Origin of the sequence: Paraburkholderia lebeckiae, from assembly GCF_014201005.1 — a bacterium.
Classification (GTDB): Bacteria; Pseudomonadota; Gammaproteobacteria; order Burkholderiales; family Burkholderiaceae; genus Paraburkholderia; species Paraburkholderia tuberum.
This window is the reverse complement of record NZ_JACHDK010000006.1, coordinates 159,906-185,774: the sequence shown is the minus strand read 5'-3', so window position 1 is coordinate 185,774 and position 25,869 is coordinate 159,906. Positions and strand designations below refer to the sequence as shown.

Here is a 25,869-nt window from a genome sequence, read left to right as displayed (position 1 = left end):
GCCCTTGCCCGTTATCTTAGTCCGGGCCACGCGCGGCGTTTTCGACTTCGTCAGACCGGCTTCGCGATGCATTCAAAACGATTCCTCGCTGCGTTGCTATCTGTCGCGCTCGCGATGCCGCCGGGCGCGTTCGCGCAATCGACGGGCGGGGCGGCCATCGTGCCGGGAACGTCATCGTCCGAGGCGCCGCTAGTGAGCGGCCCGAGCGACGCGCATGCCGATCCGATCCTGCCGCCCGACATCGCGCGCGGCGTGTTCGGCACCTACGGCGGCGCCCAAAGCCGCTTTTTCAATGGCGGCGGTAGCGATGGCACTGGCGGGAAAACCGGCAGCAACGACTGGCGCGCGCCGATCGTCGCGCAGCAGTTGCCCGATCTCGGCAGCGGCGGCGCCGGCTCGCTGACTCCACAGGCCGAACGCAAGCTCGGCGAGCGCGTGATGCGTGAGATACGCCGCGACCCCGACTATCTCGACGACTGGCTCGTGCGCGACTATCTTGATTCGGTCGCCGCCAAGCTCGCGGCAGCGGCCAGCGCGCTGTACATCGGTGGCTATCGTCCGGATTTCGAGCTGTTCGCGGTACGCGACGCGCAGATCAACGCGTTTTCGCTGCCGGGCGGTTTCATCGGCGTGAACACGGGGCTGATCGTGACGACGCAGACGGAGTCCGAGCTCGCGTCGGTGCTGGGTCACGAGATGGGGCACGTGCTGCAGCGGCACATCTCGCGGATGATCTCGAACGGCGAGCGCGGCGGCTACGCGGCGCTCGTCGGTGTGCTGTTCGGCGTGCTGGCAGGCGTACTCGCGCATAGCGGCGACCTCGGCAGCGCGATCGCGCTCGGCAGCGAGGCGTATGCGGTCGACAGTCAACTGCGCTTCTCGCGATCGGCCGAGCAGGAGGCGGACCGCGTCGGTTTTCTGCTGCTCGCCGGCGCCGGTTTCGATCCCTACGCGATGCCCACGTTCTTCCACCGGCTCGACCGCGCCGCGATGAACGAAAACGGCGTTCCGGCCTACGCGCGTACGCATCCGCTGACCGGCGAGCGGATCGCCGACATGGAGGACCGCGCGCGCGGCGCGCCGTATCGGCAACCGCATCAGGACCCCGAGTACGGCTTCGTGCGGGCGCGTTCGCGTCTGTTGCAGGACCATTCGCGCAACGAATACGCGGACGAGATTTCGCGGCTGCGCTCGGAAATCGAGGACCGCACCGCGCTGAACGTCGCGGCGAACTGGTACGGCATCGCTTACGGGCAGATGCTGCTCGAGCGCTACGACGACGCGGCGGCCTCGCTCGCGAACGCGCGCGCGGCGTTCGTCTCGGGCGCGCGCGCGCAAGGCGAGCCCGAACGCGATTCGCCGAGCCTCGACGTACTCGCGACCGACATCGCACGGAGTGCCGGTCACGCCGACGAAGCCGCGCGTCTCGCCGAGCTCGCGCAGAAGCGCTGGCCGCAATCGAACGCGGCGATCGACATGCATATCCGCACGCTGTTGACGCTGCATCGCTTCACCGACGCGCAGGCGCTCGCGAAGCAGGAGACCCGCGCGCATCCCGATCAACCCGCGTGGTGGCTCTATCTCGCGCAGGCGAGCGCGGGCAGTGGCGATGCATTGACGCAGCATCGCGCGATGGCGGAGAAGTTCGCGCTGGAGGGCGCGTGGCCATCGGCGATCCGGCAGCTGAAGGACGCGCGCGACCTGAAGACGATCGGCTATTACGACCTCGCGACCGTCGACGCGCGCCTGCACGAGATGGAGAGCCGCTACAAGGAGGAGCGGCTCGACGAGAAAGGGTAGGGTGGACGTGAGCGCGCGTCAGAGCTGCGCCGCCGGGCTCGCAACGAAGCCAAAGCGCGCGGCCACCTGATCGCGTCGCACGCTTTGCAGCGGCAAGGCGCGCTGAACACTCCAGTGGAACGCACCGCTCAATGAGCCATCGTCGGCGAGCGTCGCGTGATCGGAGAAGATCTCGAGGTCGTGATCGTGCAGCACCGCGATACGTGCTGGCTGCGAGCGATCGGCAAACAGAATGCCGCCGTCTTCATCCACGAACACCGCCGCCGGCTCGAACGCGCCGCCGCCCTGGTCGTGCAGCGCGAGCGCTCCATCCGCGTGCGCGGACAATCTGACCACCCACGGCGTATAAGCCAGCTCGACATACACACGCTGTGGTCCGTTCTGAAAAAACCACTGCCCGCGCTCATCGGCCTCGTAATTCCGGTTGATGAAGCCAAGCAGCGCCTCATGCCGGATCGGCACGCCGGGCGTGCCGCTCGCCTGGGCCGCTTCGTCGCGCATGCGCCAGTTGCCGCGCCGGTCGAGCATCAGCCAGCCGGTGCAACTCGGCACGTTCGGCCATTTGGCGAGCGCCTGTTTGACGATGTCATCCATGATCGACGTGTCGCTCCAGATAGCCGAACACGCGCCGCGACAGCCAGTCGATGCGGCCCGGGAACGGCCCGGTCATGAAGCCCGCGTGGCCGCCGTGCTCAGGCTGATAAAGCTCGACCGCCGCCGACACCTCGTGCCGTGACGGCAGCGCTTCGGCCGGCAGGAACGGGTCGTTGCGCGCGTTGAGCACGAGCGTCGGCACCTGAATGTGCGGCAGCAGCGGGCGGGTGGTTGCGATGCTCCAGTAGTCGTCGGTATCGCGAAAGCCGTGCAGCGGCGCGGTCACGACGTTGTCGAACTCGTACATCGTGCGGCTCGCGAGCATCGCGTCGCGATCGAACAGGCCCGGGAACTGCTCGAGCTTCTGGCTGGCCTTGCGCTTTAGCGTCTTCAGGAAGCTGCGCGTGTAGACGAGGCCGAAGCCCTGCGACAGCGCACGGCCGCCCGCATGGACGTCGATCGGTGTCGAAATCGCGGCAGTGGCGGCTACCACCCGCGCCGCATCGGCTTGCCGCTCACCGAGCCAGCGCAGCAGCACATTGCCGCCGAGCGACACGCCCGCCGCGACCACCGGCCCGCGATGCGCGGCGCGCAAGCGGCGCAGGATCCAGTCGACCTCGTTGCTGTCGGCGAGATGGTAGAAGCGCGGCAGCCGGTTCAGCGGGCCGCTGCAACTGCGAAAGTGCGGCACCACGCCGTGCCAGCCGTATTCGCGCGCGGCGGCCATCAGCGCGACCGCGTAGTGCGACGACGAACTGCCTTCGAGGCCGTGAAACAGCACGAAGAGCGGCGCGGTGTCGGTGGGCGGAGTATCGTGCGCGACCCAGTCGAGATCGATGAAATCGCCGTCCGGGGTGTCCCAGCGCTCACGGCGAAACGATACCGCGGGGCGGCGCGCGAACAGCGACGGGACGATCGTCTGCACATGCCGGTTCGGCAGCCACAGCGGCGCGCGGTACAGCAGCTCGACGGTCGCCCCGACGGCGGCCGCCACCTTGATGGGGGCCGTACCGGAGGAAGCGGGTTTATGTGGCGTCGAACTCATACCGGCGGAAAAGCGAGAAAACGTGATTCTGAATCTGTCGTGGTGCCGCGCGTCAGTGCAGCGGGCCCTGGCCATGCCGCATCTTCGTCGCGAACTGGCTGGCGGTCTCGTTCGGCATCGGGCTTGCGTGAATATGCGCAATGCGCCACTCGCCGCGTTCATGGACCATCACGTAGGTGGTGAAGACCATCGCGGGCGTGGCGGTCGGGTCGGCCGGACGATGCGCCTCGGCAATCGCATAGACGACGGTGCCGAGGCTGTCGTAGACGCGGATGTCGAGCGGCTCGATCGACACCGGCAGCGCTTCGAGCTGGACCTGCAAGCCATTGCGGATGCTCTCGAGGCCGTGCAGATGCGAGCCGTCCGCGCAGATGCAGCTGACGAACTCCTCGTCGATCCACAAGCCCATCAAGCTGTCGATATTGACCTCGGCGACGGCCTGATAGTAGGCGTTCAGGGTATCGGCGGCGGCTTCGAAGATGTGGGCAAAACGTGGCATGGCTCGTCAGTCTCTTGTGCGCGGCGCGCGGTTGCGGGTCAGCGGTAGCGGGACGGTCCAGAGCGCCGGACCATCGCTCCCGGCGTCAGCTTGCCCGTGCCGCAAGGCGCGAACATGACGCGACGCGCTCAGGGGGCGTGCGGTGTTGCGTGCAAGTACCAGTCGGCTCAGCGCTGCGCGAGCAGCATGCCGCGCAAATCGCCGAAAACCTGCTCGGCGCTCAGCTGCTTCAGACAGTTCAGATGACCGAGCGGGCACTCGCGCTCAAAACAGGGGCTGCATTCGAGATGAAGCCATTGTACCTTCGCGAGCTCGGACAAAGGCGGGGTGTGGCGCGGATCGGTCGAACCGTAGACGGCCACGAGCGGGCGGCGCAGCGCGGCGGCGACGTGCATCAGTCCGGAGTCGTTGGTGACGACGGCGTTGGCCCGCGAGATCAGCGCGCAGGCCTCGCCGAGTGCGGTCTGGCCGCACAGGTTGCGCACGTTCGGCGCTTTCTCGGCGATCGCTTGCGCGAGCGGCGCGTCTTTCGGCGAGCCGAGCGCGACGATTTGCGTGTACGGGAACGACTGGCCGACTATCTGCGCGAGCGACGCGAAGTGCTCGGGCGGCCAGCGCTTCGCGGGACCGTATTCTGCGCCGGGGCAGAACACCAGCAGCGGCACGCGCGTATCGAGATTGAAGCGCGCCGACACACGCGAGGCCTCGTTCAGGTCCGTGTCGAGGCGCGGCATCGGCAGATCTTCGGGGACCTTGGCGCCTGGCGCATAGGCGAGGGCGGCGTAGTGGCCGACCATCGGCGGGCGGGCGTCCTTGCGCGGATTCGCGTGACGCACGTTCAGCACGCCGTAGCGACTCTCGCCGGTGTAGCCGATGCGCAGCGGAATGCCCGTCAGCCACGGAATCAGCGCCGACTTGAACGAATTCGGCAGCACGTAGGCCGCGTCGTAGCCGACGTCGCGCAGATCGCTCGACAGCTGCCAGCGGCGCAGCATCTGCAGCTTGCCGTGGGCGAGATCGGTCGCGTAGACGTCGCGGATTTCCGGCATGCGTTCGAGCACGGGTGCGACCCAGCTGGGCGCGACCGCGTCGATGACGATGCGCGGATGCAATTTCACGAGGCGCGCAAACAGCGGCTGCGCCATCAATGCGTCACCGATCCAGTTCGGTGCGATAACCAACGCGCGACGCATCAGAGTGAGTGTCCGGTGTCGATAACAAGCGCCGCGCGCGCGATGCGCGCGGCACTCGGATAGGTAAATGGGGAAAGCGCAAAGCCGCACGGCGCGATGCCGTTTGCCCACACGCGCCGCGATGGCGGCGCGGCGAGCGCGTGATTCAAAACGCGCGCCTCGTGCCGCGCAAGCTGGCTCAGAACCGCTCGATGCGTCGGATCAATGGCCCTTGATCACTTCGCCGTCGCGCAGCTTGTAACGCGTGCTGCAATACGGGCAACGCGCTTCGCCGTGCGATACGTCGATGAAGACGCGCGGATGCGCGCTCCAGCGCGGCATAGCCGGGTTCGGACAATACGCCGGCAGATCTTTTGCCGACAGTTCGACCAGCGGCATTTCCTTGATTTCGCTCATGAGATTTTCTCGTTGTATGCGGGGTGCTTGCGGTGGGCCGCCGTTGGGCGGCGCGGAGCATCTCGAAACGTCGCTCAGATCTTCGTGAGCCAGTGCGCGTATTTCGCGCTCCTGCCGTTCACGACGTCGAAGAAAGCCGACTGCAGCTTTTCGGTGATCGGGCCGCGCGAACCAGCACCGATCGTGCGATTGTCGAGCTCGCGGATCGGCGTGACTTCGGCCGCCGTGCCGGTGAAGAACGCTTCGTCGCAGGTATAGACTTCGTCGCGCGTGATGCGCTTTTCGATCACCTGCAGGTCCATGTCGCGCGCGAGCGTGATGACGGTGTCGCGCGTGATGCCGTCGAGGCACGACGACAGATCGGGCGTGTACAGCTTGCCGTTGTTGACGAGGAAGAAGTTCTCGCCCGAGCCTTCCGACACGTAGCCGTCGACGTCGAGCAGCAGCGCTTCGTCGTAGCCGTCGGCGATCGCTTCCTGGTTCGCGAGGATCGAGTTCACGTACCAGCCCGACGCCTTCGCGCGCACCATCGACACGTTCACGTGATGGCGCGTGAACGACGACGTCTTCACGCGGATGCCCTTGGTGATGCCCTCTTCGCCAAGATATGCGCCCCACGGCCACGCGGCGATCGCGACGTGAATCGTGTTGCCCTTGGCCGACACGCCGAGCTTTTCCGAGCCGACCCAGATGATCGGGCGCAGATAGCACGACTCGAGCTTGTTCTCGCGGACCACTTCGCGCTGCGCGGCGGCGAGCGTTTCATGGTCGAACGGCACGTTCATCTGGAAGATCTTCGCCGAGTTCAGCAGGCGCCTAGTGTGCTCCTGCAGGCGGAAAATCGCGGTGGCGCCGTCGGCGGTCTTGTAAGCGCGCACGCCCTCGAACACGCCCATGCCGTAGTGCAGCGTATGGGTGAGCACGTGGATTTTGGCATCACGCCACTCGATGAGCTCGCCATCCATCCAGATCTTGCCGTCGCGGTCGGCCATTGACATACGGTTCTCCAGCAGGTGCGTTATGAGGTGCGGCCATGAGCGCAGGACATGGCCGGGAGCGCTATTTTAGCGTCTTTTGCACACACGACGGGCATTTGGGCGCACCCCGGACGCTATAATCCAGCGCACGCATAAATCAAATCCGGATGCGCCAGCGGGTGGTCTCGCAAGCTGGCGCCGACCTGGCCTTCTTGACGGCGTTTCCTGCGCCCGCACCCTTCGCCCGATGCTCGCTCGACTGTCCGACACCGATCGCCGCGCTTTTCGTGAAGGCGCGCGCGCCTATGCCCCCACGCTGATGGCGATTTTTTCCTGGGGCCTCGTGACCGGCATCGCGATGAGCAAGTCCGTGCTGACGCTGCCCCAGGCGCTCACGATGTCGCTGCTGTGCTACGCCGGTTCGTCGCAGCTGGCGGTGTTGCCGCTCCTCGCGGCGAAGCTGCCGGTGTGGACGGTGCTGCTGACCGCGGCGATGGTCAACACCCGCTTCGTGATCTTCAGCGTCGGCCTCGCGCCGCACTTCTCGTATCTGTCGATGTGGCGGCGCATCGTGCTGGGCTATTTCAACGGCGACGTGATCTATCTGCTATTCGTCAAGAAGAGCTTTCCGACCGGCTACGTGCCGGGCAAGGAGGCGTACTTCTGGGGCATGGCGGTATCGAGCTGGCTGTCGTGGCAGGTGTCGTCGATCATCGGCATCCTGCTGGCGAGCCTGATTCCGGACAACTGGGGGCTCGCGCTGGCCGGCACGCTCGCGCTGCTGCCGGTGATGGTGTCGGCGATCGCCACCCGCTCGACGCTGGTCGCGGTCAGCGTGGCCGGCATCGTGTCGCTGCTCGCGCTCGATCTGCCGTACCGGCTGGCGTTGCCGCTCGCGGTGATCGCGGCGATCGCGGCCGGCAGTGCGGCCGACCTGATGATCGAGCGCGCCGACCTGCGCCGCATCCGTGGCGTGAACGATCGCGCCAGAGACTCCCGATGACCTCCACGCAAATCTGGCTCGCCATTTTCGGCATGACCTTCGTCACCGCGCTCACGCGCGCGATGTTCCTGATCGGCGGCGAGCGCACGGTACTGCCGGCGCGCGTGCAGAAGATGCTGCGCTACGCGCCGGCCGCCGCGCTCGCCGCGGTGGTGGTGCCCGACGTGCTGACGACGCCCGACGGGCTGTCGTTCGCGGCGTCCAATCATGAGCTCTACGCGACGCTCGCCGGCCTTGGCTGGTTTTTGTGGCGACGCACCATGCTCGGCACGATCGTGACCGGAATGGTCGTATTCACGCTGATGCGCGTCTTCCTGTGAAGGCCGGGGTGCGGCGATGAATGCTACGCCGCGGCATCTGCGGCCTTGCGATCAAATGCGCGACATTCGCCGTGTCGCGGATCAGAAGGCCGTTGGGATCAGTTAAAATGCCTTTTCCGGGTTGAGCGCGCCGCAGCAAGGCGCCTGGTGCCGCGGCCGCCGGCGCCCGATCCCGCGGAGCCGTTGGGCCGAAGCGCTGGAGTCCGCTGCGCTTTGGCCCTGCGCGCTGTCCGTCACCGCCTTCTCATCAACTCGCATACTCAAGCCCATGAACAAGGTATTGCGTCTCTCCGACCTGATCGCCGAAGGCAAGCTGTCCGGCAAACGCGTGTTCATCCGCGCCGATCTGAACGTGCCGCAGGACGATCAAGGCAACATCACCGAAGACACCCGCATCCGCGCTTCCGTGCCGGCCATCAAGGCCGCGCTCGACGCCGGCGCCGCGGTGATGGTCACCTCGCACCTTGGCCGTCCGACCGAAGGCGACTTCAAGCCGGAAGATTCGCTCGCGCCGGTGGCGAAGCGTCTCGCGGAGCTGCTCGGCCGCGACGTGCCGCTCGTCGCGAACTGGGTCGAAAACGGCGTGAACGTCGCGCCGGGCTCGGTCGTGCTGCTCGAAAACTGCCGCGTCAACAAGGGCGAAAAGAAAGATTCCGACGAGCTCGCGCAGAAAATGGCCAAGCTCTGCGATATCTACGTGAACGACGCGTTCGGCACCGCTCACCGCGCTGAAGCGACCACCCACGGCATCGCGAAGTACGCGCCGGTTGCCTGCGCGGGCCCGCTGCTCGCCGCTGAGCTCGAAGCGCTCGGCAAGGCGCTCGGCGCGCCGAAGCGTCCGCTCGTGGCGATCGTCGCGGGCTCGAAGGTGTCGACCAAGCTGACCATCCTGAAGTCGCTCGCGGAGAAGGTCGACCAGCTGATCGTCGGTGGCGGCATCGCCAATACGTTCATGCTCGCGGCCGGCCTGAAGATCGGCAAGTCGCTCGCCGAAGCGGATCTCGTCGACGAAGCGAAGGCGATCATCGACGCGGCCAAGGCCCGCGGCGCCTCGGTGCCGATCCCGACCGACGTCGTCACGGCCAAGGAGTTCTCGCCGACCGCGAAGGCAGAAGTAAAGGCCGTCGCGGATGTGCAGGACGACGAGATGATCCTCGACATCGGCCCGGAAACGGCCAAGATGCTCGCCGCGCAACTCGAGAAGGCCGGCACGATCGTGTGGAACGGCCCGGTCGGCGTGTTCGAGTTCGACCAGTTCGGCAACGGCACGAAGACGCTCGCGGACGCGATCGCGCGCTCGGCTGCGTTCTCGATCGCAGGCGGCGGCGATACGCTCGCGGCAATCGCCAAGTACGGCATCCACGACAAGGTCAGCTACATTTCGACGGGCGGTGGCGCATTCCTCGAGTTCCTCGAGGGCAAGAAGCTGCCGGCGGTAGAAATTCTGGAATCGCGGGCTTAACGTGGCGACGCGCTCCCCAGCGGCGAAGTCGACCAAGGCGCGTGGCGTGAAAGTGCCGCGCGGTAACGCGGCAACGCCGGCAGGGGAGCGCGCGACACGCGCGGCCGCTGCGTCGGTAGCGGCCGGACAGGACGTGGCTGCCGAAGCGCTGGTAGCGCCCGCGGCCGCCGAACCGGCGCTACCCGCCGGAGCGCCCGCGGAACCGGTTGCAGCGCATGCTCCGACCGGCGACGCGGAGCAGCCCCCAACGGCACAGGTCGAATCTGCTCAACACGATTCGGCCCAGCCGGAACAGCCTTCCGGCAAGCAGGACAGCAAATCTCCGGCGCGCGAGGCACCGGTCTCGAATACCGCATCACCCGCATCACTCCACAAAGCGACCCCGGCCCCAGCCGGCGCGCGCCCCCAGGCAGCATCTTTCGATGCGCAGACTCCGCAGCAGCCCCGCAGCGCTCTTTCCAGCGATCCTATCCAGACGAGGAGACTCATGCATCGCGCCACCAAGATTGTCGCTACTATCGGTCCGGCTTCCAGCACACCGGAAATCCTGCTGCAAATGATTCAGGCGGGCCTGGACGTGGTGCGGCTCAATTTCTCTCACGGCACAGCGGACGACCATCGCCAGCGTGCCGAATTCGTGCGCGAGGCGGCCCGCCAGGCCGGCCGCGAAGTCGCCATCATGGCTGACCTGCAAGGCCCGAAGATCCGCGTCGGCAAATTCGAGAACGGCCGCACGACGCTCGTCACCGGCAATCCGTTCGTCCTCGATGCCGACTGCGAGCTCGGCAACGACGAGCGCGTCGGCCTCGACTACAAGGATCTGCCGCGCGACCTGAAGCCGGGCGACGTACTGCTGCTCAACGACGGCCTGATCGTGCTGAACGTGCAGCGCCTGATCGGCAACGAGATCCACACGGTCGTGAAGATCGGCGGCGAGCTGTCGAACAACAAGGGCATCAACCGCCAGGGCGGCGGTCTGTCCGCGCCCGCGCTGACCGCGAAAGACATGGAGGATATCCGTACGGCGATGTCGCTCGGCGTCGATTTCATCGCGGTATCGTTCCCGAAGAACGCGACCGACATGGAAATGGCCCGCCAGCTCGCGAACATCGCCGGCGCGCCGTACGGCATCAAGCCGAAGATGATCGCGAAGATCGAGCGCGCGGAAGCGATTCCGGCGCTGCAAGGCATCCTCGACGCGTCGGACGGCATCATGGTCGCGCGTGGCGATCTGGCCGTGGAAGTGGGCAATGCCGCGGTGCCGGCACTGCAAAAGCGCATGATCCGGATGGCGCGCGAATCGAACAAGTTCGTGATCACCGCGACGCAGATGATGGAGTCGATGATCCACGCGCCGGTACCGACCCGCGCGGAAGTGTCGGACGTCGCCAACGCGGTGCTCGACGGCACGGACGCGGTGATGCTGTCGGCGGAATCGGCGGCGGGCAAGTACCCGGTGCAGACCATCGAGACGATGGCCGCGATTTGCGTCGAAGCGGAAAAGTCCGAGCAGTCGGAGCTCGACAAGGACTTCCTCGACCGCACGTTCACGCGGATCGACCAGTCGATCGCGATGGGCGCGCTGTTCACCGCCTATCACCTGGGCGCCAAGGCCATCGTCGCGCTGACCGAATCGGGCTCGACCGCGCTGTGGATGTCGCGTCACTGGACCCACGTGCCGATCTTCGCGCTGACGCCGCGCGTCGGCAGCGAACGGGCGATGGCGCTGTACCGCAACGTGACGTCGCTGCATCTGGACACCAACACCGACCGCGACACGGCGCTGCAGCAAGCGCTCGAAACGGTGGTCGGCAAGGGCTACGCGTCGCACGGCGACATGGTCGTGCTGACGGTCGGCGAGCCGATGGGTCAGGCGGGCGGCACCAACACGTTGAAGATCGTGCGGGTCGGTGAACCGTACTGATCAGGCAGGACCGCTCGATCGGCACAGGCTCGATTGAGCGAAGCAGGGCGGCGAAACCCGCACGGTCCATGTGCGACGGCGCACCAAAGCGCCGGTGTCATCGCGGGAACGCCGCCTGCTTCGCGATAAAATCGCCGCAAAAGATGCCGACGGCAAAAGAATTCGTTTCAATCTAAGGAGTTTCAGCATGCCTCTCGTATCAATGCGTCAACTGCTGGACCATGCTGCGGAAAACGGCTATGGCCTTCCGGCATTCAACGTGAACAACCTGGAGCAGGTGCAGGCGATCATGGCCGCGGCCGACAAGGTCAACGCCCCGGTCATCATGCAGGCGTCGGCCGGTGCGCGTAAGTACGCGGGCGAGCCGTTCCTGCGTCATCTGATCGAAGCGGCGGTCGAGTCGTATCCGCACATTCCGGTCGTGATGCATCAGGACCACGGTCAGTCGCCGGCGGTGTGCATGGCGGCGATTCGCAGCGGCTTCACCAGCGTGATGATGGACGGTTCGCTCGAAGCCGACGGCAAGACGGTCGCATCGTACGAGTACAACGTCGAAGTGTCGCGCAAGGTCGTCGAGGCGGCGCACTCGATCGGCGTCACCGTGGAAGCGGAGCTGGGCGTGCTCGGTTCGCTCGAAACGATGAAGGGCGACAAGGAGGACGGCCACGGCGCCGAAGGCACGATGACGCGTGAACAACTGCTGACCGATCCGGAGCAGGCCGCCGACTTCGTCAAGCTGACCCAGTGCGACGCGCTGGCCATCGCGATCGGCACCTCGCACGGCGCCTACAAGTTCAGCAAGAAGCCGACGGGAGATATTCTCTCGATCCAGCGCATCAAGGAAATCCATCAGCGCATTCCGAACACGCACCTCGTGATGCACGGCTCGTCGTCGGTGCCGCAGGAGCTGCTCGCGGAAATCCGCGAATTCGGCGGCGACATGAAGGAAACCTACGGCGTGCCGGTCGAAGAAATCCAGGAAGGCATCCGTCACGGCGTGCGCAAGGTCAACATCGATACCGACCTGCGTCTGGCGATCACGGCCGCGATCCGTCGCTACATGGCGACCAACCCGGGCAAGTTCGATCCGCGCGATTACCTGAAGCCGGCGCGCGAAGCGGCGATGAAGATCTGTATCGACCGTTACACACAATTCGGCTGCGAAGGCCAGGCTGGCAAGATCAAGCCGGTTTCGCTTGATAAAATTGCGGAGAAGTACAAGTCGGGCGAGCTCGCGCAAGTCGTCCGTTAAGCTGTAGTTTTGGCTCCGCGCCTGGCCGTTTGGCCAGGTTGTCGTCCGATCGCCGTTCCCGCATCATCGGGGGAACGGCGTTTCCCTTTTGTTCCGGTCACATTTTTGCCCTACTTTTAGCGAACCACGACGATGTCTACCCTCTACGAATCCACGCTCCGCTCGCTGCCGCTGCTTGGCCGCGGTAAAGTCCGCGACAACTACGCGGTGGGCAACGACCAGTTGCTGATCGTCACGACCGACCGGCTGTCGGCGTTCGACGTCATCATGGGCGAGCCGATTCCGAACAAGGGCCGCGTGCTCAACGCGATGGCGAACTTCTGGTTCGAGAAACTGAAGCACGTGGTGCCGAACCACCTGACGGGCGTCGCGCCGGAGTCGGTGGTCGCGCCGGACGAAGTCGAGCAGGTCAAGGGGCGCGCGGTGGTCGTCAAGCGACTCGAGCCGATCCTCGTCGAAGCGGTGGTGCGCGGCTATCTGGCCGGCAGCGGCTGGAAGGATTACCAGGCCACCGGCTCGGTCTGCGGCGTGCAACTGCCGCCGGGCCTGCAGAACGCGCAGAAGCTGCCCGAGCCGATCTTCACGCCGGCCGCCAAGGCCGAGATGGGCCACCACGACGAAAACATCACCTACGACGAGATGGAGCGCCGCATCGGTACCGAGCTGTCGGCCACGATCCGCGACATTTCGATCCGTCTGTATAAGGAAGCCGCTGATTACGCGGCCACGCGCGGCATCATCATCGCGGACACGAAGTTCGAATTCGGTCTGGACAACCACGGCAAGCTGTACCTGATGGACGAGGCGCTGACCGCCGATTCGTCGCGCTTCTGGCCGGCGGACCAGTACCAGGTCGGCACGAACCCGCCGTCGTTCGACAAGCAGTTCGTGCGCGACTGGCTCGAAACCCAGCCGTGGAAGAAAGAGCCGCCGGCGCCGAAACTGCCGGACGACGTGGTCGCGAAAACGGGCGAGAAGTACCAGGAAGCGCTCGAGCGCCTGACGGGCCACAAGCTCGACTGATCTGATTGCGCGGGCCGTGTCAGGCGCGCATCGCCGGGAAACAAGGAAGCCGTAAGATGAGTGAAGCACAAACCGCCCATACGCATGATGCGCCGGTCGTCGGCGTATTGATGGGCTCCAGTTCCGACTGGGAAGTGATGAAAAACGCCGTCGCGATTCTGCAGGAATTCGGCGTGCCGTACGAAGCGAAGGTCGTGTCCGCGCACCGCATGCCCGACGAAATGTTCGCCTATGCTGAAAGCGCGCGCGAGCGCGGCATTCGCGCGATCATCGCGGGCGCGGGCGGCGCGGCACATCTGCCCGGCATGCTGGCCGCGAAGACCACGGTGCCGGTGCTCGGCGTGCCAGTCGCGAGCAAGTATCTGAAGGGCGTCGATTCGCTGCATTCGATCGTGCAGATGCCCAAGGGTGTGCCGGTCGCGACGTTTGCGATCGGCGAGGCGGGTGCCGCGAACGCGGCGCTGTTCGCGGTGTCCCTGCTCTCCGGCACCAGCGCCGAATACGCGGATAAGCTCGCTGCATTCCGTGTGCGCCAGAACGAAGCGGCTCACGCGATGGTATTGCCGGCGCTGTAAGCGCGCTGGTTGTTTAATAAGACGTCTCCTGTCCGACCCCCGGCCGGATGCCCGCCGCTCGTTGCATGAGCGCGACGCGTATCCGGCCGCGACCGACCACCAAGATGAACCCTGACAACACACCGGTTTCACCGATTCTGCCCGGCGCATGGCTTGGCATGGTCGGTGGCGGCCAGCTCGGCCGCATGTTCTGCTTTGCCGCCCAGGCGATGGGCTATCGCGTCGCCGTGCTCGATCCGGACGAAACCAGCCCGGCCGGCGCGGTCGCCGACCGCCACCTGCGCGCGGCCTACGACGACGAAGCGGCGCTCACCGAACTCGCGCGGTTGTGCGCGGCGGTGTCGACCGAATTCGAGAACGTGCCGTCCGCGAGCCTCGACTTTCTCGGCAAGACCACCTTCGTGAGCCCGGCGGGGCGTTGCGTCGCCGTCGCGCAGGACCGGATCGCCGAGAAGCGCTTTATCGCGTCGTCGGGTGTGACGGTTGCGCCGCACGTCGTGTTCGAGTCGTCGGATGCGCTTGCGGCGCTGGGCGATGCCGAGCTCGAAGCGGTGCTGCCCGGCATCCTGAAAACGGCGCGCATGGGTTACGACGGCAAAGGCCAGATTCGCGTGCGCAACGCCGAGGAAGTGCGTGAGGCGCATGCGTCGCTCGGCGGCGTGCCGTGTGTGCTCGAGAAGCGCCTGCCGCTGAAGTTCGAGGTGTCGGCGCTGATCGCGCGTGCGGCGAGCGGGGCGTCGGTTGTCTATCCGCTCGCGCAGAACACGCATCGCGACGGCGTGCTCTCGCACACCATCGTCCCCGCGCCGGACGCGTCGCCGGCGCTCGCGCAGCAAGCTCAACAGGCCGCGCTGCAGATCGCCGAGAAGCTCGGCTACGTCGGCGTGCTGTGCGTCGAATTCTTCATTCTCGAAGACGGCTCGCTGGTCGCCAACGAAATGGCGCCGCGCCCGCACAACTCTGGCCACTACACGGTCGACGCATGCGCGACGAGCCAGTTCGAGCAGCAGGTGCGCGCAATGACCAGCATGCCGCTCGGCGACACGCGCCAGCATTCGCCGGCGGTGATGCTGAACATCCTCGGCGACGTGTGGTTTCCGGACGGTCCGAAGCGCGCGGCGGTCACGCCGCCGTGGCAGGAAGTCGCCGCGATGCCGTCAGCCCGGCTGCATCTGTACGGCAAGGAGGAGGCGCGTTGCGGCCGCAAGATGGGCCACGTGAACTTCACCGCGCCGACCCTCGAAGAAGCCCGCACCGCGGCGCGCGATTGCGCGCGGCTGCTGCACATCGCTACCAGCTGACGCGCGCGCCATGCCGGATCAACTGAAACCCGCCAAGGACGCTACCAACGCGTTGCCGGTCAGCGCCGCGCAGATCGAGCACGCGGCGGCCTTGCTCGACGCGGGGGGGCTGGTCGCGTTTCCGACGGAAACCGTGTACGGCCTCGGCGGCGATGCCGAGAACCCGGACGCGGTCGCGCGCATTTACGCCGCGAAGGGGCGGCCGGCCAATCATCCGGTGATCGTGCATCTCGCGCCGCACGGCGATCCGAACTATTGGGTCGAGCATTTGCCGGCGGATGCGCAGCGCCTGATCGACGCATTCTGGCCGGGACCGCTCACGCTGATCCTCAAGCGCGCCGCGCGCATTCCCGCGGCGGTCAGCGGCGGGCAAGATTCGGTGGGACTGCGCTGTCCGTCGCATCCGGTTGCGCAGGCGTTGCTTGAAGCGTTCGGCGCCTTGCGCGGCGGGCATGGCGGCGTCGCCGCGCCGTCGGCGAACCGCTTCGGACATGTGAGCCCGACCACCGCGCAGCATGTGCGCGACGAGTTCGGTAGCGCGATTCATGTGCTCGATGGCGGCGCGTCGGATGTCGGCATCGAGTCGACGATTCTCGATCTGTCGCGCGGCTTTCCGGCGCTGCTGAGGCCCGGTCGCGTGACGCCGCAGGATATCGCCGACGTGCTCGGCGAGGCGCCGCGTCTGCCCGACGGGTCGGACGCGACCGCGCCGCGCGCGTCGGGCACGTTGAAAGCGCATTACGCGCCGCGCACGCCGCTCGTGCTGCTGCCGTTCGGTGAACTCGAGCCGCTGCTCGCGGTGCGCGAGCCGGGCGAGCGCGTCGCGCTGGTCGCGCGCGCATCGCGTGCGGGACAGTGGGCCGATGTCGACGGCGTGCATTTCGTCGCCGCGCCGGAAGATCCGCACGTCTATGCACGCGAGCTCTATGGCTTGCTGCGCGCGCTCGATCGCGCGAACGTCATGCGGATTCTGATCGAGAAGCTGCCCGATACGATCGAATGGATTGCGGTCAACGATCGGCTCGGGCGCGCGGCGGCGGCGTTCGAAGCGCACGAGTCCTGAAGGCGCTACGTTTTCGCCTCTGATACACTTCGCGCGCCAAGCAAAAGCGAACACGCAAAAGCAGAAAGCCCGACTCGAATGAGGCGGGCTTTTTTCGTATCGAACTAAAGTTCGAGAAGACGTTAGCGGGAGACAACGCTCCCGCCGGACGCCGGATGTGCGCTTACTTGCCCAGACCCGTCGCCGCGATCTGCTGTTCGACGAAAGTTGCGAACGCAGCGTGTGCGTGCGTCGTCGGATGGAGCGTGTCGGCGAAGACGTACGACTGGTCGGCGCCCGCTACCGTGAGGGTCTGCGGCGAGCAGAACAGCGACGAGCCGAATTGCTGGCCGTACTGCTGCGCCGTCATGCCGCCTTGCAGCACCGACGGATTGGCCGTCGCATAAGCGGTCGCGTTCTGCTCCATCTGTTGGAGCGCGCAGGCCGTGCCCGTTGCATTGGAAAATCCCTGCGACTGGTAGCTGGCGAGCAACTGATGCTGCCAGGCGAACGAGCTGACCGGAATCACTTTCGTGTCAATCCCGGCTGTCTTGAGTCCATTCGCGACCAGCGTGTTGTATGCGGTCACGATGGCAGTAATCAGCGTCGGCAGTTGCGGCGCATTGCTTGCTGCCGCTTGGGCAGCCGCGAGCGGCGCCTGGCCGATGTCCGGCACGTCCATGACGACGACATGTGTCGCACCTTTCGAGAGGGCGGTGCCGACGACGCCCACAAAGCTCTGGATAGTCGTCTGAAGCTGCGTTCCAACCGCCGTCCCAATGATCAACTGCTGTTGCTGCAAGGAGGTGGCCGTCGCGAGCTGGGTCTGGAGGTCGGTCATGAACTGCGTGTTCTGCAACAGTTGCAGGACGTCGTTGGCGCCGCCGCTCACCAGCACGAGCTGATTCGAATTGAAGCTGCCGTGGTCCGTCAGGTACTGCGCGATCTGCGACGTGACAGGTACGGTCGTGGCCGCCATGCTATTGGGTGCGAAGCCAATGCCGATGGGGTTCGCCACATCGGAGCCGCCTTGCGCATAGCCCAAGCCGCCGTTGGCCTTCAGTGGCACTCCGAAGCCGCCCACAAAAGCTGGCGTCAGCGTATCCCCATAGTACTCAGCGACTTTCTGCGTCCAGACTTCGCCAGGATTCGTCGTGAAACGACCGCCGCCGAAACTGGCCTGGATCACCGGCGAATACGTGCCGACGTCCGACAGGCTGTCGCCGAACGACACGACCTGCAACTTGACGCCACCTGACGGCGTGCTGCTGCTCGAACTATTGTTGTCGCCGCCACCGCCGCATGCCGCGAGCGCGGCGAACGCTGCGCTCGCCACTGCGATCTGCGTGACCCGCAACCATTGCTGTTTCTTCGAAGCGGTTTGATTCATGTTGACTGCATCTCCTCGTATGTGTGGCCCTTGATGCCATGTGTTGCAGGCGGCGTCCACCGCGTTGGCGGCGTGACGACAGCTTACAGAATCTTCTACGGCCTGCGCGATGTCCGAAGCGCGACCGTATGGTTTGAGTTCAAGCCGGCTCCCTTCGCGCGTTGCGCATGATAAGCGGCGGCCCAGGCGGGCGGCGCGAACAGCGCACGCCATTTGTTGCGCCAGCCGCGCAGACTAGCGAAGTCTGCGGCCATCGACGCCCATTCGTGAAACGTCGCCTTCAGCGGGTTGTACGTGTCCAGTGGCTCGACGATGCCGTACTGCGGCGCCTCATGCGGATCTTCTTCGACGTAGCTGCCGAACAGGCGATCCCACATCACCAGTACACCTGCGTAATTGCGATCGATGTAGCGATCGTTGCGCGCATGATGCACGCGATGGATCGACGGCGTATTGAACATGTATTCGAGCCAGCCGAGCTTGCGGATCACCTGCGTATGCACGAAGAACTGGAAGCCGAGATTGATCAGCACGATCGCGACGATCTGCTTCGGGGGAAAGCCGAGGATCGCGAGCGGAATCCAGAATACCCACATGCCGGCGATCGGGTACATCAGACTCTGGCGGAACGCGGTCGAAAAATTCATCCGCTCCGACGAGTGATGCACGACGTGGGCGGCCCACAGCCAGCGCACGCGATGACTGCAGCGATGAAAGACGTAATAGAGCAGGTCCTGCGCGACGAACAGCACGACGAACGACAGCCACGTCGCCGGCCATGTATGAATGCGGTAATGCTCGTAGAAAAACGCGTAGACAGGGATGATCGCGAGCCACGCGAGCTTGTCGGCGGCCTGCTGCAGCAGCGCGAGCGCGGCGTTGCACAGCGTGTCGCGCCAGCTGTAGAGCCGCTCGGCCGGGCGCGTGCGGCTCACGTGCCACGCCTCCCAGCCGATGCAGGCGAGAAAGACGGGCGCCATGGCGAGCAGCAGCAATTCGGCATCGAATTGCATCTTGTCTCCCTTCCTGGTCCCTGAGCGCCGCGCGGTACGCAGCGGGTGGTGTCGTTATCGTTCGTGAGGTCGCGCGGTCTGCGCGACCGGCGCGACCGGCGCCCTGCGCGGCAAGCCCGTGATGTCGCGCGCCGCATGCTGCCCGACAGCGTACACGGTTAGCAGCTTGCCGCGCGCGGCATCGCTAGAAGGAATACTCAGTGGCTGCCGCGCTTGCGCGGGTTTTTCCTGGGCTTCTCGCGCGCTTCCCCGATGGGCGCGGAGACCTTCGTGAAGCCCTGCGAAGGGCCTTCGTACACCCATTCGAGCAGCGCGTCGTGCGCGGCGCGCGCCGCTTCCGAATGCGCATCGTTGATCAGGCTGACGACGACATAGCTGTTGCCGTCGGCCGACGCGACGTAGCCGGCGATCGCGCGTACGTCGCGCAGCGTGCCGGTCTTGATGTGCGCGTTGCCGCCCGCGCCCTGGCTGGTCAGGCGGTTGCGCATCGTGCCGTCGACACCGGCGATCGGCAGCGAGTCGACGAACACCTGCGCGACTGGGCTCGCGTTCGCGCGTTGCAGGACATCGGCGAGCGCGAGCGCGGTGATGTGTTCGTCGCGCGACAGGCCCGAGCCGTTATCGAGCGACAGGTATTCGGTGTTCAGGCTGTCGCGCGTCAGGAAAGCTTCGACCGCGTGCGCGGCTTTCGCGGGCGTGGCGGGCGGCCTTTCCTCGGCGGCGCCGATCGTCAGGAACAGGTTGCGCGCCATCGTGTTGTTGCTGAACTTGTTGATGTCGCGAACGATGTCCGACAGCATCGGCCCCTCGTGCGTGGCGACGAGCTTCGCGCCGGCGGGCACTGCGCCTTCGCGGGTCGCGCCCGTGAAGGTGCCGCCGGTTTGCTGCCACAGCGCGAGGAAGCCGCGCGCGAAGAACGTCGAGTGATCGAGCACGGCGACGTTGATCGTGCGCGCGTCGCAGCGCACCGGAAAGTCGCCGATGAACGACGCGACGAGCGTGCCGTCAGGCTCCGGCGTGACGGTCGGCGTCGGCAGCTCGCCCCGGCATGGGCCGCTCGTCGCATGCAACTGGTTGTCGATGCGCAGTTGCGCGAGCGCGGGCAGCACGTCGATCGCCACAGTGCCGTCCGGCGATGGCGTCAGCGTGAACGACAGCGATTTGAACGCGTACAGCAGCGGATCGGGGCCGACGTTGTACGGCGCGTTCACGTCGTCGTCGAACGCGGGCAGGTCGCGCGTCGACCGATCGAAGTAGCGCTTGTCGAGCACCAGCGCGCCGTCGATACCGTTGATGCCCGCCTTGTGGATCTTCTGCACGAGGTCGATCAGTTCTTCGGGCACGAGCTTCGGGTCGCCGGTGCCCTGGATGTACAGATTGCCGTGCAGCACGCCGCTCGCGTCGAGCGCGCCGTCCGCGTACGCGCTGGTGCGCCAGCGGTAACCGGGCCCGAGGATCGACAGGCCCGCATAGGTGGTGACGAGCTTCATCGTCGAGGCGGGCATCATCGGCTTGCCGGCGTTCAGCGCGAGGAGCGGCGTGCGATCGCCGACCTTTTCGACGACCACGCTGATCGACGACAACGGCACGTGCGCGCGCTGCAGACCGACCATCACCGGCTGCGGCAGTACCGTCGTGACGTTGACGCTCGGATGCGTGGCCTTGACGCGGGCCTCCCCGGTCAGCGGCAGCAGCGTGCCTGCGCCGAGCGCGGCGGCGCAGAGCCAGACGGCCGCGCGCGGCATGACGCGGTTGGGCATGAAGGCCGCGCGATCGAACATACGGCGCGAGCGCAGCGCCATACGGCGTGCGACGGAAGACAGAAAAGCGTGCGTCATGAACGGGTGAACGGGCAAACGGACGGGCAGGATTTCAAGGTGTGCGGCGAGCGGCGTGCGGCGTGCGCGGGACAATGGAACGGCAAGCTGGGCGCCTTGACGGCGCGGTGGCGCGCCGCGGTCTAACCGACGGCCGTCGCGCGACGCAAAGCGCCCATTGTAGTGACATCCCGCGAGGCTGCGGTGAAAAAAGCGCCACACGCCGCGCGGGCCGGAAGCGGGCGCTAGAATGCGGCATCATCGAATGTTTTGGAACGGACAACCATGCGCATCCTGCTAGTCGAAGATGACCGGATGATCGCCGAAGGCGTGCGCAAGGCGCTGCGCGGCGAAGGCTTCGCCGTCGATTGGGTCGAGGACGGCGAAGCGGCGCTGCGCGCGGCGGCGGCCCAGCCTTACGACCTCGCGTTGCTCGACCTCGGTCTGCCCAAGCGCGACGGTCTCGAGGTGCTGCGCGCACTGCGCGCGCGCGGCCATGCGCTGCCGGTGCTGATCGTTACCGCGCGCGACGCGGTCGCCGATCGTGTCAAGGGCCTCGACGCCGGCGCTGACGATTACCTTGTCAAACCTTTCGATCTCGACGAACTCGGTGCGCGGATGCGCGCGCTGATCCGGCGCCAGTCCGGCCGCAGCGATTCGACGATTCGCCACGCCAATTTGACCCTCGATCCCGCGTCGCACCAGGTGACGCTCGATGGCGCCCTGGTCGCGCTATCCGCGCGCGAATTCGCGCTGCTCGAGGCGCTGCTCGCGAGACCCGGCGCGGTGCTGTCCAAGAGCCAGCTAGAGGAAAAGATGTATGGCTGGGGCGAGGAGATCGGCAGCAATACCGTCGAGGTCTATATCCACGCGCTGCGCAAGAAGCTCGGCGCCGATCTGATCCGCAACGTTCGCGGGCTTGGCTACATGATCGCGAAGGACGCCTGAGCCGATGCGCTCGATTCGCCGACAACTGTTGTTCTGGCTGCTCGCGCTCGTGCTGCTCGGCGTCGGCATCGCGGGCTGGCTGATCTACCGGCAGGCGCTTGCCGAAGCGAACGAGCTGTTCGACTACCAGCTCGAGCAGATCGCCGCGGCGCTGCCGGCGGAACCGTTCTCGCAGGTGCTCGGCCGCGATACCGGCGACGAGGGCATCGTGCTGCAGATCTGGAACCGCAACGGCATGCTGATGTATTACTCGCGGCCGCGTGCGCCGCTCGCGCCGCGCGCCGAACTCGGTTTTTCGACCGAGCGCACCGACCGCGGCGAATGGCGCGTATATGGCGCGATCGTCGGCGATAACGTCGTGCAGCTCGCACAGCCGCTGTCGGTGCGCAATCGGCTCGCCGCCGATGTCGCGCTGCGCACGCTGTGGCCGCTGATCGTGCTGCTGCCGCTGCTCGGACTGGCGGTATGGGTGATCGTCGGCCGCGGGCTGCAGCCGCTGCGGCGCGTGACGAGCGCGCTCGACACCCGTCATCCCGAAGCGCTGGATCCATTGCCTGATCAGCGCCTGCCGCTCGAAGTGCGGCCGCTCGTGCGTGCGCTGAACGGGCTGCTGCAGCGGCTCGCGACCGCGCTCGATATCCAGAAGGCGTTCGTCGCCGATGCCGCGCACGAATTGCGCACGCCGCTTGCCGCGGTACAGATTCAGGCGCAACTGGTCGCGCGCGCGAAGGACGACACAGCCCGCGGCGAGGCGCTCGCCGATCTGCAGGCGGGTGTCACGCGCGCGACGCGCCTCGCCGAGCAACTGCTCGCGCTCGCGCGCGCCGAGCCGGACGGCGCCGCCGGCGCAGTGATGCTCGATCTGCGCGAGCTACTGCGGGAGTGCGTCGCGACCTACGCGCCGCTCGCGATGAATCGCGGCGTCGACCTCGGCATCGAGGCGAGCGAGGCCGCCAGCGTGACCGGCGACGCCGAAGCGCTGCGCGTGATGTTCAACAACCTCGTCGACAACGCGACCAAGTACACGCCGCGTGGCGGCCGCGTCGACGTCAGCCTGCGTGTCGAGGACGGCCATCCGGTCGTGCGGATCGCCGATAGCGGCCCCGGTATCGATCCCGCCGATCGCGAGCGCGTGTTCGACCGGTTCTATCGCGCGGAAGCGGGCGCGAATCGCGCGCGCACCGACGTGGCGGGCAGCGGCCTCGGTCTCGCGATCGTGCGTCGGATCGCCACCCAACATCATGCGCAAGTGTCGCTCGATGACTCGCCGGCCGGTGGTTTGCAGGTCGTCGTACGCTTCTGATCATGGTGATTTACTGTTCGGCCAAAGCTGGCGTTCATGCTGGCGCGGCGGTCCGTAACGGCCGGTCCGATAAGCTTCCCATGATCTGGCGCTGCTTAAGACTCTTTTAAGTGATGCCCCTTACGCTCCTCGACATCCAAAGTCACTTTCTCCAGTCAGGAGCTCATGATGAACGCGAAAACCTTGTCCCGCGGCGCCGTTGCGGTAGCTGTGGCCGCTGCGCTTTCAGCCGGCTATGTGGCGGGCCATCGCGATGTGCCCGCACCGCAGATCATCTCGCCGGCGCAAGCCGCTGCGATGATGCCAGCCGAAGCTGCCGCCAAAACCGGTATCCCCGATTTCTCCGGGCTCGTCGAGACCTACGGTCCGGCCGTCGTCAACATCAGCGCGAAGCACGTGGTCAAGCAAACCGCGATGCGTGGTAATGGCGGCAACCTCAACGGCAACCAGCTGCCGATCGATCCGAACGATCCGTTCTATCAGTTCTACAAGCGGTTCTTCGGCGGCGTGCCCGGCATGCAGGGCGGCGATGGCGGAGACTCGCCCGACCAGCCGAGCGCGAGCCTCGGCTCGGGCTTCATCATCAGCAATGACGGCTACATTCTGACGAACGCGCACGTGGTCGATGGCGCAAACGTCGTCACCGTGAAGCTCACCGACAAGCGCGAGTTCAAGGCGAAGGTGGTCGGCGCCGACAAGCAGTCCGACGTCGCCGTGCTGAAGATCAACGCGAGCGATCTGCCGACGGTGAAGATTGGCGACCCGCGCCAAAGCAAGGTTGGTCAGTGGGTCGTCGCGATCGGCTCACCGTACGGCTTCGACAACACCGTGACCTCGGGCATCATCAGCGCGAAGTCGCGTTCGCTGCCCAACGAGAACTACACGCCGTTCATCCAGACCGATGTGCCGGTGAACCCTGGCAACTCGGGCGGTCCGCTCTTTAATCTGCAAGGCGAAGTGATCGGCATCAACTCGATGATCTACTCGCAGACGGGCGGCTTCCAGGGCCTGTCGTTCGCGATCCCGATCAGCGAGGCGATCAAGGTCAAAGACGATCTCGTCAAGACCGGTCACGTGAGCCGCGGCCGCCTCGGCGTCGCAGTACAGGGCTTGAACCAGACGCTCGCCGACTCGTTCGGCATGCAGAAGCCGCAAGGCGCGCTGGTCAGCTCGGTCGACGCCAACGGGCCGGCGGCCAAGGCTGGCTTGCAGCCGGGCGACGTGATCCTGTCGGTGAATGGCGACGAAGTCAGCGATTCGGCGGATTTGCCGTCGAAGATCGCAGGTCTCGCGCCGGGCAGCGCGGCGACGCTGAAAGTGTGGCGCGATAAGGCCAGCAAGGACGTGAAGGTGACGATCGGCTCGTTCTCGGACGCGAAGGTTGCGTCGGCGAACAAGACTGATCAGCAGACCCAGTTGCAAGGCCGCCTCGGCGTCGCGGTGCGGCCGCTGACGCCGGAAGAGAAGAGCAGCGCGTCGGTGTCGCACGGTCTGCTCGTGCAGCAGGCAGGCGGTGCGGCGGCGAGCGCCGGCATCCAGGCGGGCGACGTGATTCTCGCGGTCAATGGCCGTCCGGTCACGAACATCGATCAGTTGAAGCAGATGATTTCGGGCGCAGGCAACAGCATTGCGCTGCTGATCCAGCGGGACAACGCGCAGATTTTCGTGCCCGTAGATCTCGGCTGATCCAGTATCCGGGCGGTTCGAACGGATCGCCCACCCCAGTTTGAGCTGTAGTAGCGATTGCCGGTCCTTTGCATTTACTGCAAGGACCGGTTTTTTTTCGCCTGTCCGCACCGTGCTGCGGCGAGCAGCGCGGACAGGACGAAGCGCGCCAAGCGACTTGGTGCCACGGTCGCGCATGTCAAGTCGACGCGACCGGATGCTTGGCACGCAGGTTGCGTCGGTCTTGATTTTGGCCTGTTCGGAGACTGGGCAAGGACTGCAACAAGGAGAGCGAATCGATGAAAACCCAACGCAATCAGCAAAGGATCGTAGCCGTCGCGCTGTGCGCGGCGCTCGCACTCGGACTGGCGGGCGGTGTGTACGCGCAGCAGGCGGGCGTGACCGGTGGCTCGACGACCGACAACACCAGCGCGGGCAACACCAACGGCGGCGGTCTGCCGCAAGTCCAGCAGCAGGGCGACGTGTCGTACGTGTCGGGCGGCGTCGGCCTCGACGAATCGCGGGCGTTGCGACAAGCGCAAAGCCAGTGGCCACTGACGCTGCGCTTCACCGGGCCCAACGCCGAGTTTCTCGCGGATGTGCACGTGCGTATCGTCGATGCCCATAACGGCGAAGTGCTGAATACGACGTCGCGCGGACCGTTCATGCTGGTGCGCTTGAGCCCCGGCCGCTATACGGTGCACGCGAAATACAACGACAGCGAGCAAACCCGCTCGGTTAGCGTGCCGGCGCACGGCAACGTCAAATCCGCGTTCATCTGGAACGCGAAGTAACGGGTCGATCCGTCTGCCGCCGCGCAGCAAGCTAGCGCAATCGGCCGAAGTTTGGCCGATAATGAAGCCACGGGCAGCTCCCGTGGCTTTGCCGTTCCCGCGGCAATAGCCGGCAGTGCAGCACCCACCCCATCACGGAGCCTGGACATGACCGATGCGTCGACATCTGCGGGACGGCTGGACGGCCATACCATCGTGATCCGCGACAACGGTCACCGCGTGCGCGTGATTCACGGCGGCGTGACGATGGCCGACACCCAGGCCGCGCTGACGCTATCGGAGACCGGCCTCGCCGACGTGTTCTATTTCCCGCGCGAGCACGTGAACATGGCCCGGCTCGAACGCTCGACGCACACGTCGCATTGTCCGTTCAAGGGCGACGCGTCGTACTTCCATCTGCGCACCGAAGATGGCGTGATCGAGAACGCGGTGTGGTGCTACGAGGCCCCGTTCGAGCAGGTCAGTCGCATCAAGGGCTATCTCGCTTTTTACGCATCGCGCGTCGACCGCATCGATCAGACGTCCTGATCCCG

At 66.0% G+C, this 25,869-nt stretch carries 24 protein-coding genes; 15 read left to right on the top strand and 9 right to left on the bottom strand.

All coding sequences use genetic code 11. From position 1 onward, the window contains the following. Positions 1–66: 66 nt before the first annotated feature. The gene (locus tag HDG39_RS13975; RefSeq protein ID WP_184006470.1) at positions 67–1,800 is read left to right on the top strand and encodes a M48 family metalloprotease; all 1,734 of its coding nucleotides are present in this window, start codon (positions 67–69) and stop codon (positions 1,798–1,800) included. 18 nt (positions 1,801–1,818) lie between these two features. On the opposite strand, the gene HDG39_RS13970 is transcribed toward HDG39_RS13975, so the two are convergent. The 6 genes from HDG39_RS13970 to HDG39_RS13945 all read right to left on the bottom strand — a co-directional run bounded on the left by HDG39_RS13970 (position 1,819) and on the right by HDG39_RS13945 (position 6,525). After that, the gene (locus tag HDG39_RS13970; RefSeq protein ID WP_184006469.1) at positions 1,819–2,394 is read right to left on the bottom strand and encodes a DUF2946 family protein; all 576 of its coding nucleotides are present in this window, start codon (positions 2,392–2,394) and stop codon (positions 1,819–1,821) included. Further along, positions 2,387–3,439, bottom strand: coding sequence for a hydrolase (locus tag HDG39_RS13965; RefSeq protein WP_184006468.1), 1,053 nt, complete (start codon positions 3,437–3,439; stop codon positions 2,387–2,389). The genes HDG39_RS13970 and HDG39_RS13965 overlap by 8 nt, the downstream gene beginning before the upstream one ends. A gap of 52 nt (positions 3,440–3,491) precedes the next feature. Continuing rightward, positions 3,492–3,938 (bottom strand): nuclear transport factor 2 family protein, encoded by a 447-nt coding sequence (locus HDG39_RS13960; RefSeq protein ID WP_018421709.1) that lies wholly within the window; start codon positions 3,936–3,938, stop codon positions 3,492–3,494. A 167-nt stretch (positions 3,939–4,105) separates the two neighbouring features. Continuing rightward, entirely contained in the window at positions 4,106–5,131 is a 1,026-nt protein-coding gene (waaF, locus tag HDG39_RS13955; protein ID WP_184006467.1) for a lipopolysaccharide heptosyltransferase II, read from the bottom strand. A gap of 201 nt (positions 5,132–5,332) precedes the next feature. Further along, entirely contained in the window at positions 5,333–5,527 is a 195-nt protein-coding gene (locus HDG39_RS13950; RefSeq protein ID WP_008920434.1) for a zinc-finger domain-containing protein, read from the bottom strand. A 74-nt stretch (positions 5,528–5,601) separates the two neighbouring features. Then, positions 5,602–6,525: a branched-chain amino acid transaminase gene (locus tag HDG39_RS13945; RefSeq protein ID WP_184006466.1), complete on the bottom strand. Its 924-nt coding sequence runs from the start codon at positions 6,523–6,525 to the stop codon at positions 5,602–5,604. Positions 6,526–6,751: 226 nt separating this feature from the next. Between HDG39_RS13945 and HDG39_RS13940 the strand changes: the two genes are divergently transcribed. The 9 genes from HDG39_RS13940 to HDG39_RS13900 all read left to right on the top strand — a co-directional run bounded on the left by HDG39_RS13940 (position 6,752) and on the right by HDG39_RS13900 (position 16,427). Further along, positions 6,752–7,507: an AzlC family ABC transporter permease gene (locus tag HDG39_RS13940; RefSeq protein WP_184006465.1), complete on the top strand. Its 756-nt coding sequence runs from the start codon at positions 6,752–6,754 to the stop codon at positions 7,505–7,507. Next, positions 7,504–7,827, top strand: coding sequence for an AzlD domain-containing protein (locus HDG39_RS13935; protein ID WP_184006464.1), 324 nt, complete (start codon positions 7,504–7,506; stop codon positions 7,825–7,827). Before HDG39_RS13940 ends, HDG39_RS13935 begins: the two co-directional genes overlap by 4 nt. Positions 7,828–8,095: 268 nt before the next feature. Beyond that, on the top strand, positions 8,096–9,289 hold the full coding sequence (locus HDG39_RS13930; RefSeq protein WP_184006463.1) for a phosphoglycerate kinase: 1,194 nt from the start codon (positions 8,096–8,098) through the stop codon (positions 9,287–9,289). Positions 9,290–9,776: 487 nt separating this feature from the next. Beyond that, positions 9,777–11,213, top strand: coding sequence for a pyruvate kinase (gene pyk / locus HDG39_RS13925; RefSeq protein ID WP_184006462.1), 1,437 nt, complete (start codon positions 9,777–9,779; stop codon positions 11,211–11,213). Between the two features lie 187 nt (positions 11,214–11,400). Beyond that, positions 11,401–12,465, top strand: coding sequence for a class II fructose-bisphosphate aldolase (gene fba / locus HDG39_RS13920; RefSeq protein WP_026226021.1), 1,065 nt, complete (start codon positions 11,401–11,403; stop codon positions 12,463–12,465). 132 nt (positions 12,466–12,597) lie between these two features. Next, positions 12,598–13,488: a phosphoribosylaminoimidazolesuccinocarboxamide synthase gene (locus tag HDG39_RS13915; protein ID WP_184006461.1), complete on the top strand. Its 891-nt coding sequence runs from the start codon at positions 12,598–12,600 to the stop codon at positions 13,486–13,488. A 56-nt stretch (positions 13,489–13,544) separates the two neighbouring features. Beyond that, on the top strand, positions 13,545–14,063 hold the full coding sequence (gene purE, locus HDG39_RS13910) for a 5-(carboxyamino)imidazole ribonucleotide mutase (RefSeq protein ID WP_018421699.1): 519 nt from the start codon (positions 13,545–13,547) through the stop codon (positions 14,061–14,063). Positions 14,064–14,167: 104 nt separating this feature from the next. Beyond that, complete coding sequence (locus tag HDG39_RS13905) at positions 14,168–15,364, top strand: 5-(carboxyamino)imidazole ribonucleotide synthase (protein WP_026226020.1); 1,197 nt, start codon at positions 14,168–14,170, stop codon at positions 15,362–15,364. 10 nt (positions 15,365–15,374) lie between these two features. Next, positions 15,375–16,427, top strand: coding sequence for an L-threonylcarbamoyladenylate synthase (locus tag HDG39_RS13900; RefSeq protein ID WP_184006460.1), 1,053 nt, complete (start codon positions 15,375–15,377; stop codon positions 16,425–16,427). Positions 16,428–16,590: 163 nt separating this feature from the next. Here the strand turns inward: HDG39_RS13900 and HDG39_RS13895 are convergent, their stop codons facing one another. The 3 genes from HDG39_RS13895 to dacB form a co-directional block, all read right to left on the bottom strand. Next, positions 16,591–17,796 (bottom strand): SGNH/GDSL hydrolase family protein, encoded by a 1,206-nt coding sequence (locus HDG39_RS13895; protein WP_184006459.1) that lies wholly within the window; start codon positions 17,794–17,796, stop codon positions 16,591–16,593. A 95-nt stretch (positions 17,797–17,891) separates the two neighbouring features. Then, positions 17,892–18,809 (bottom strand): sterol desaturase family protein, encoded by a 918-nt coding sequence (locus HDG39_RS13890; protein ID WP_184006458.1) that lies wholly within the window; start codon positions 18,807–18,809, stop codon positions 17,892–17,894. A gap of 197 nt (positions 18,810–19,006) precedes the next feature. Beyond that, positions 19,007–20,647 carry a D-alanyl-D-alanine carboxypeptidase/D-alanyl-D-alanine endopeptidase gene (gene dacB, locus HDG39_RS13885; protein WP_184006457.1) on the bottom strand — a complete coding sequence of 547 codons (1,641 nt, stop codon included), beginning with the start codon at positions 20,645–20,647 and terminating at the stop codon, positions 19,007–19,009. A 264-nt stretch (positions 20,648–20,911) separates the two neighbouring features. Here dacB and HDG39_RS13880 point away from each other — a divergent pair, with 264 nt between their 5' ends. From HDG39_RS13880 to HDG39_RS13860, 5 genes are all read left to right on the top strand, one after another. After that, entirely contained in the window at positions 20,912–21,574 is a 663-nt protein-coding gene (locus tag HDG39_RS13880; RefSeq protein WP_018421692.1) for a response regulator, read from the top strand. Positions 21,575–21,578: 4 nt separating this feature from the next. Further along, entirely contained in the window at positions 21,579–22,877 is a 1,299-nt protein-coding gene (locus tag HDG39_RS13875; protein WP_184006456.1) for an ATP-binding protein, read from the top strand. 168 nt (positions 22,878–23,045) lie between these two features. Then, positions 23,046–24,563, top strand: a complete 1,518-nt coding sequence (locus HDG39_RS13870) for a DegQ family serine endoprotease (protein ID WP_184006455.1) — start codon at positions 23,046–23,048, stop codon at positions 24,561–24,563. Between the two features lie 278 nt (positions 24,564–24,841). Then, a complete protein-coding gene (locus tag HDG39_RS13865) occupies positions 24,842–25,336 on the top strand; it encodes a carboxypeptidase regulatory-like domain-containing protein (RefSeq protein ID WP_184006454.1) in 495 nt (164 codons plus the stop codon). A gap of 147 nt (positions 25,337–25,483) precedes the next feature. Further along, the gene (locus HDG39_RS13860; RefSeq protein ID WP_018421688.1) at positions 25,484–25,864 is read left to right on the top strand and encodes a DUF427 domain-containing protein; all 381 of its coding nucleotides are present in this window, start codon (positions 25,484–25,486) and stop codon (positions 25,862–25,864) included. Positions 25,865–25,869 lie beyond the last annotated feature (5 nt).

Coding starts and splice junctions, on each gene's coding strand:
- HDG39_RS13975 (WP_184006470.1), top strand. CDS start 67: ATGCATTCAAAACGATTCCTCGCTGCGTTGCTATCTGTCGCGCTCGCG.
- HDG39_RS13970 (WP_184006469.1), bottom strand. CDS start 2,394: ATGGATGACATCGTCAAACAGGCGCTCGCCAAATGGCCGAACGTGCCG.
- HDG39_RS13965 (WP_184006468.1), bottom strand. CDS start 3,439: ATGAGTTCGACGCCACATAAACCCGCTTCCTCCGGTACGGCCCCCATC.
- HDG39_RS13960 (WP_018421709.1), bottom strand. CDS start 3,938: ATGCCACGTTTTGCCCACATCTTCGAAGCCGCCGCCGATACCCTGAAC.
- waaF (WP_184006467.1), bottom strand. CDS start 5,131: ATGCGTCGCGCGTTGGTTATCGCACCGAACTGGATCGGTGACGCATTG.
- HDG39_RS13950 (WP_008920434.1), bottom strand. CDS start 5,527: ATGAGCGAAATCAAGGAAATGCCGCTGGTCGAACTGTCGGCAAAAGAT.
- HDG39_RS13945 (WP_184006466.1), bottom strand. CDS start 6,525: ATGTCAATGGCCGACCGCGACGGCAAGATCTGGATGGATGGCGAGCTC.
- HDG39_RS13940 (WP_184006465.1), top strand. CDS start 6,752: ATGCTCGCTCGACTGTCCGACACCGATCGCCGCGCTTTTCGTGAAGGC.
- HDG39_RS13935 (WP_184006464.1), top strand. CDS start 7,504: ATGACCTCCACGCAAATCTGGCTCGCCATTTTCGGCATGACCTTCGTC.
- HDG39_RS13930 (WP_184006463.1), top strand. CDS start 8,096: ATGAACAAGGTATTGCGTCTCTCCGACCTGATCGCCGAAGGCAAGCTG.
- pyk (WP_184006462.1), top strand. CDS start 9,777: ATGCATCGCGCCACCAAGATTGTCGCTACTATCGGTCCGGCTTCCAGC.
- fba (WP_026226021.1), top strand. CDS start 11,401: ATGCCTCTCGTATCAATGCGTCAACTGCTGGACCATGCTGCGGAAAAC.
- HDG39_RS13915 (WP_184006461.1), top strand. CDS start 12,598: ATGTCTACCCTCTACGAATCCACGCTCCGCTCGCTGCCGCTGCTTGGC.
- purE (WP_018421699.1), top strand. CDS start 13,545: ATGAGTGAAGCACAAACCGCCCATACGCATGATGCGCCGGTCGTCGGC.
- HDG39_RS13905 (WP_026226020.1), top strand. CDS start 14,168: ATGAACCCTGACAACACACCGGTTTCACCGATTCTGCCCGGCGCATGG.
- HDG39_RS13900 (WP_184006460.1), top strand. CDS start 15,375: ATGCCGGATCAACTGAAACCCGCCAAGGACGCTACCAACGCGTTGCCG.
- HDG39_RS13895 (WP_184006459.1), bottom strand. CDS start 17,796: ATGAATCAAACCGCTTCGAAGAAACAGCAATGGTTGCGGGTCACGCAG.
- HDG39_RS13890 (WP_184006458.1), bottom strand. CDS start 18,809: ATGCAATTCGATGCCGAATTGCTGCTGCTCGCCATGGCGCCCGTCTTT.
- dacB (WP_184006457.1), bottom strand. CDS start 20,647: ATGACGCACGCTTTTCTGTCTTCCGTCGCACGCCGTATGGCGCTGCGC.
- HDG39_RS13880 (WP_018421692.1), top strand. CDS start 20,912: ATGCGCATCCTGCTAGTCGAAGATGACCGGATGATCGCCGAAGGCGTG.
- HDG39_RS13875 (WP_184006456.1), top strand. CDS start 21,579: ATGCGCTCGATTCGCCGACAACTGTTGTTCTGGCTGCTCGCGCTCGTG.
- HDG39_RS13870 (WP_184006455.1), top strand. CDS start 23,046: ATGAACGCGAAAACCTTGTCCCGCGGCGCCGTTGCGGTAGCTGTGGCC.
- HDG39_RS13865 (WP_184006454.1), top strand. CDS start 24,842: ATGAAAACCCAACGCAATCAGCAAAGGATCGTAGCCGTCGCGCTGTGC.
- HDG39_RS13860 (WP_018421688.1), top strand. CDS start 25,484: ATGACCGATGCGTCGACATCTGCGGGACGGCTGGACGGCCATACCATC.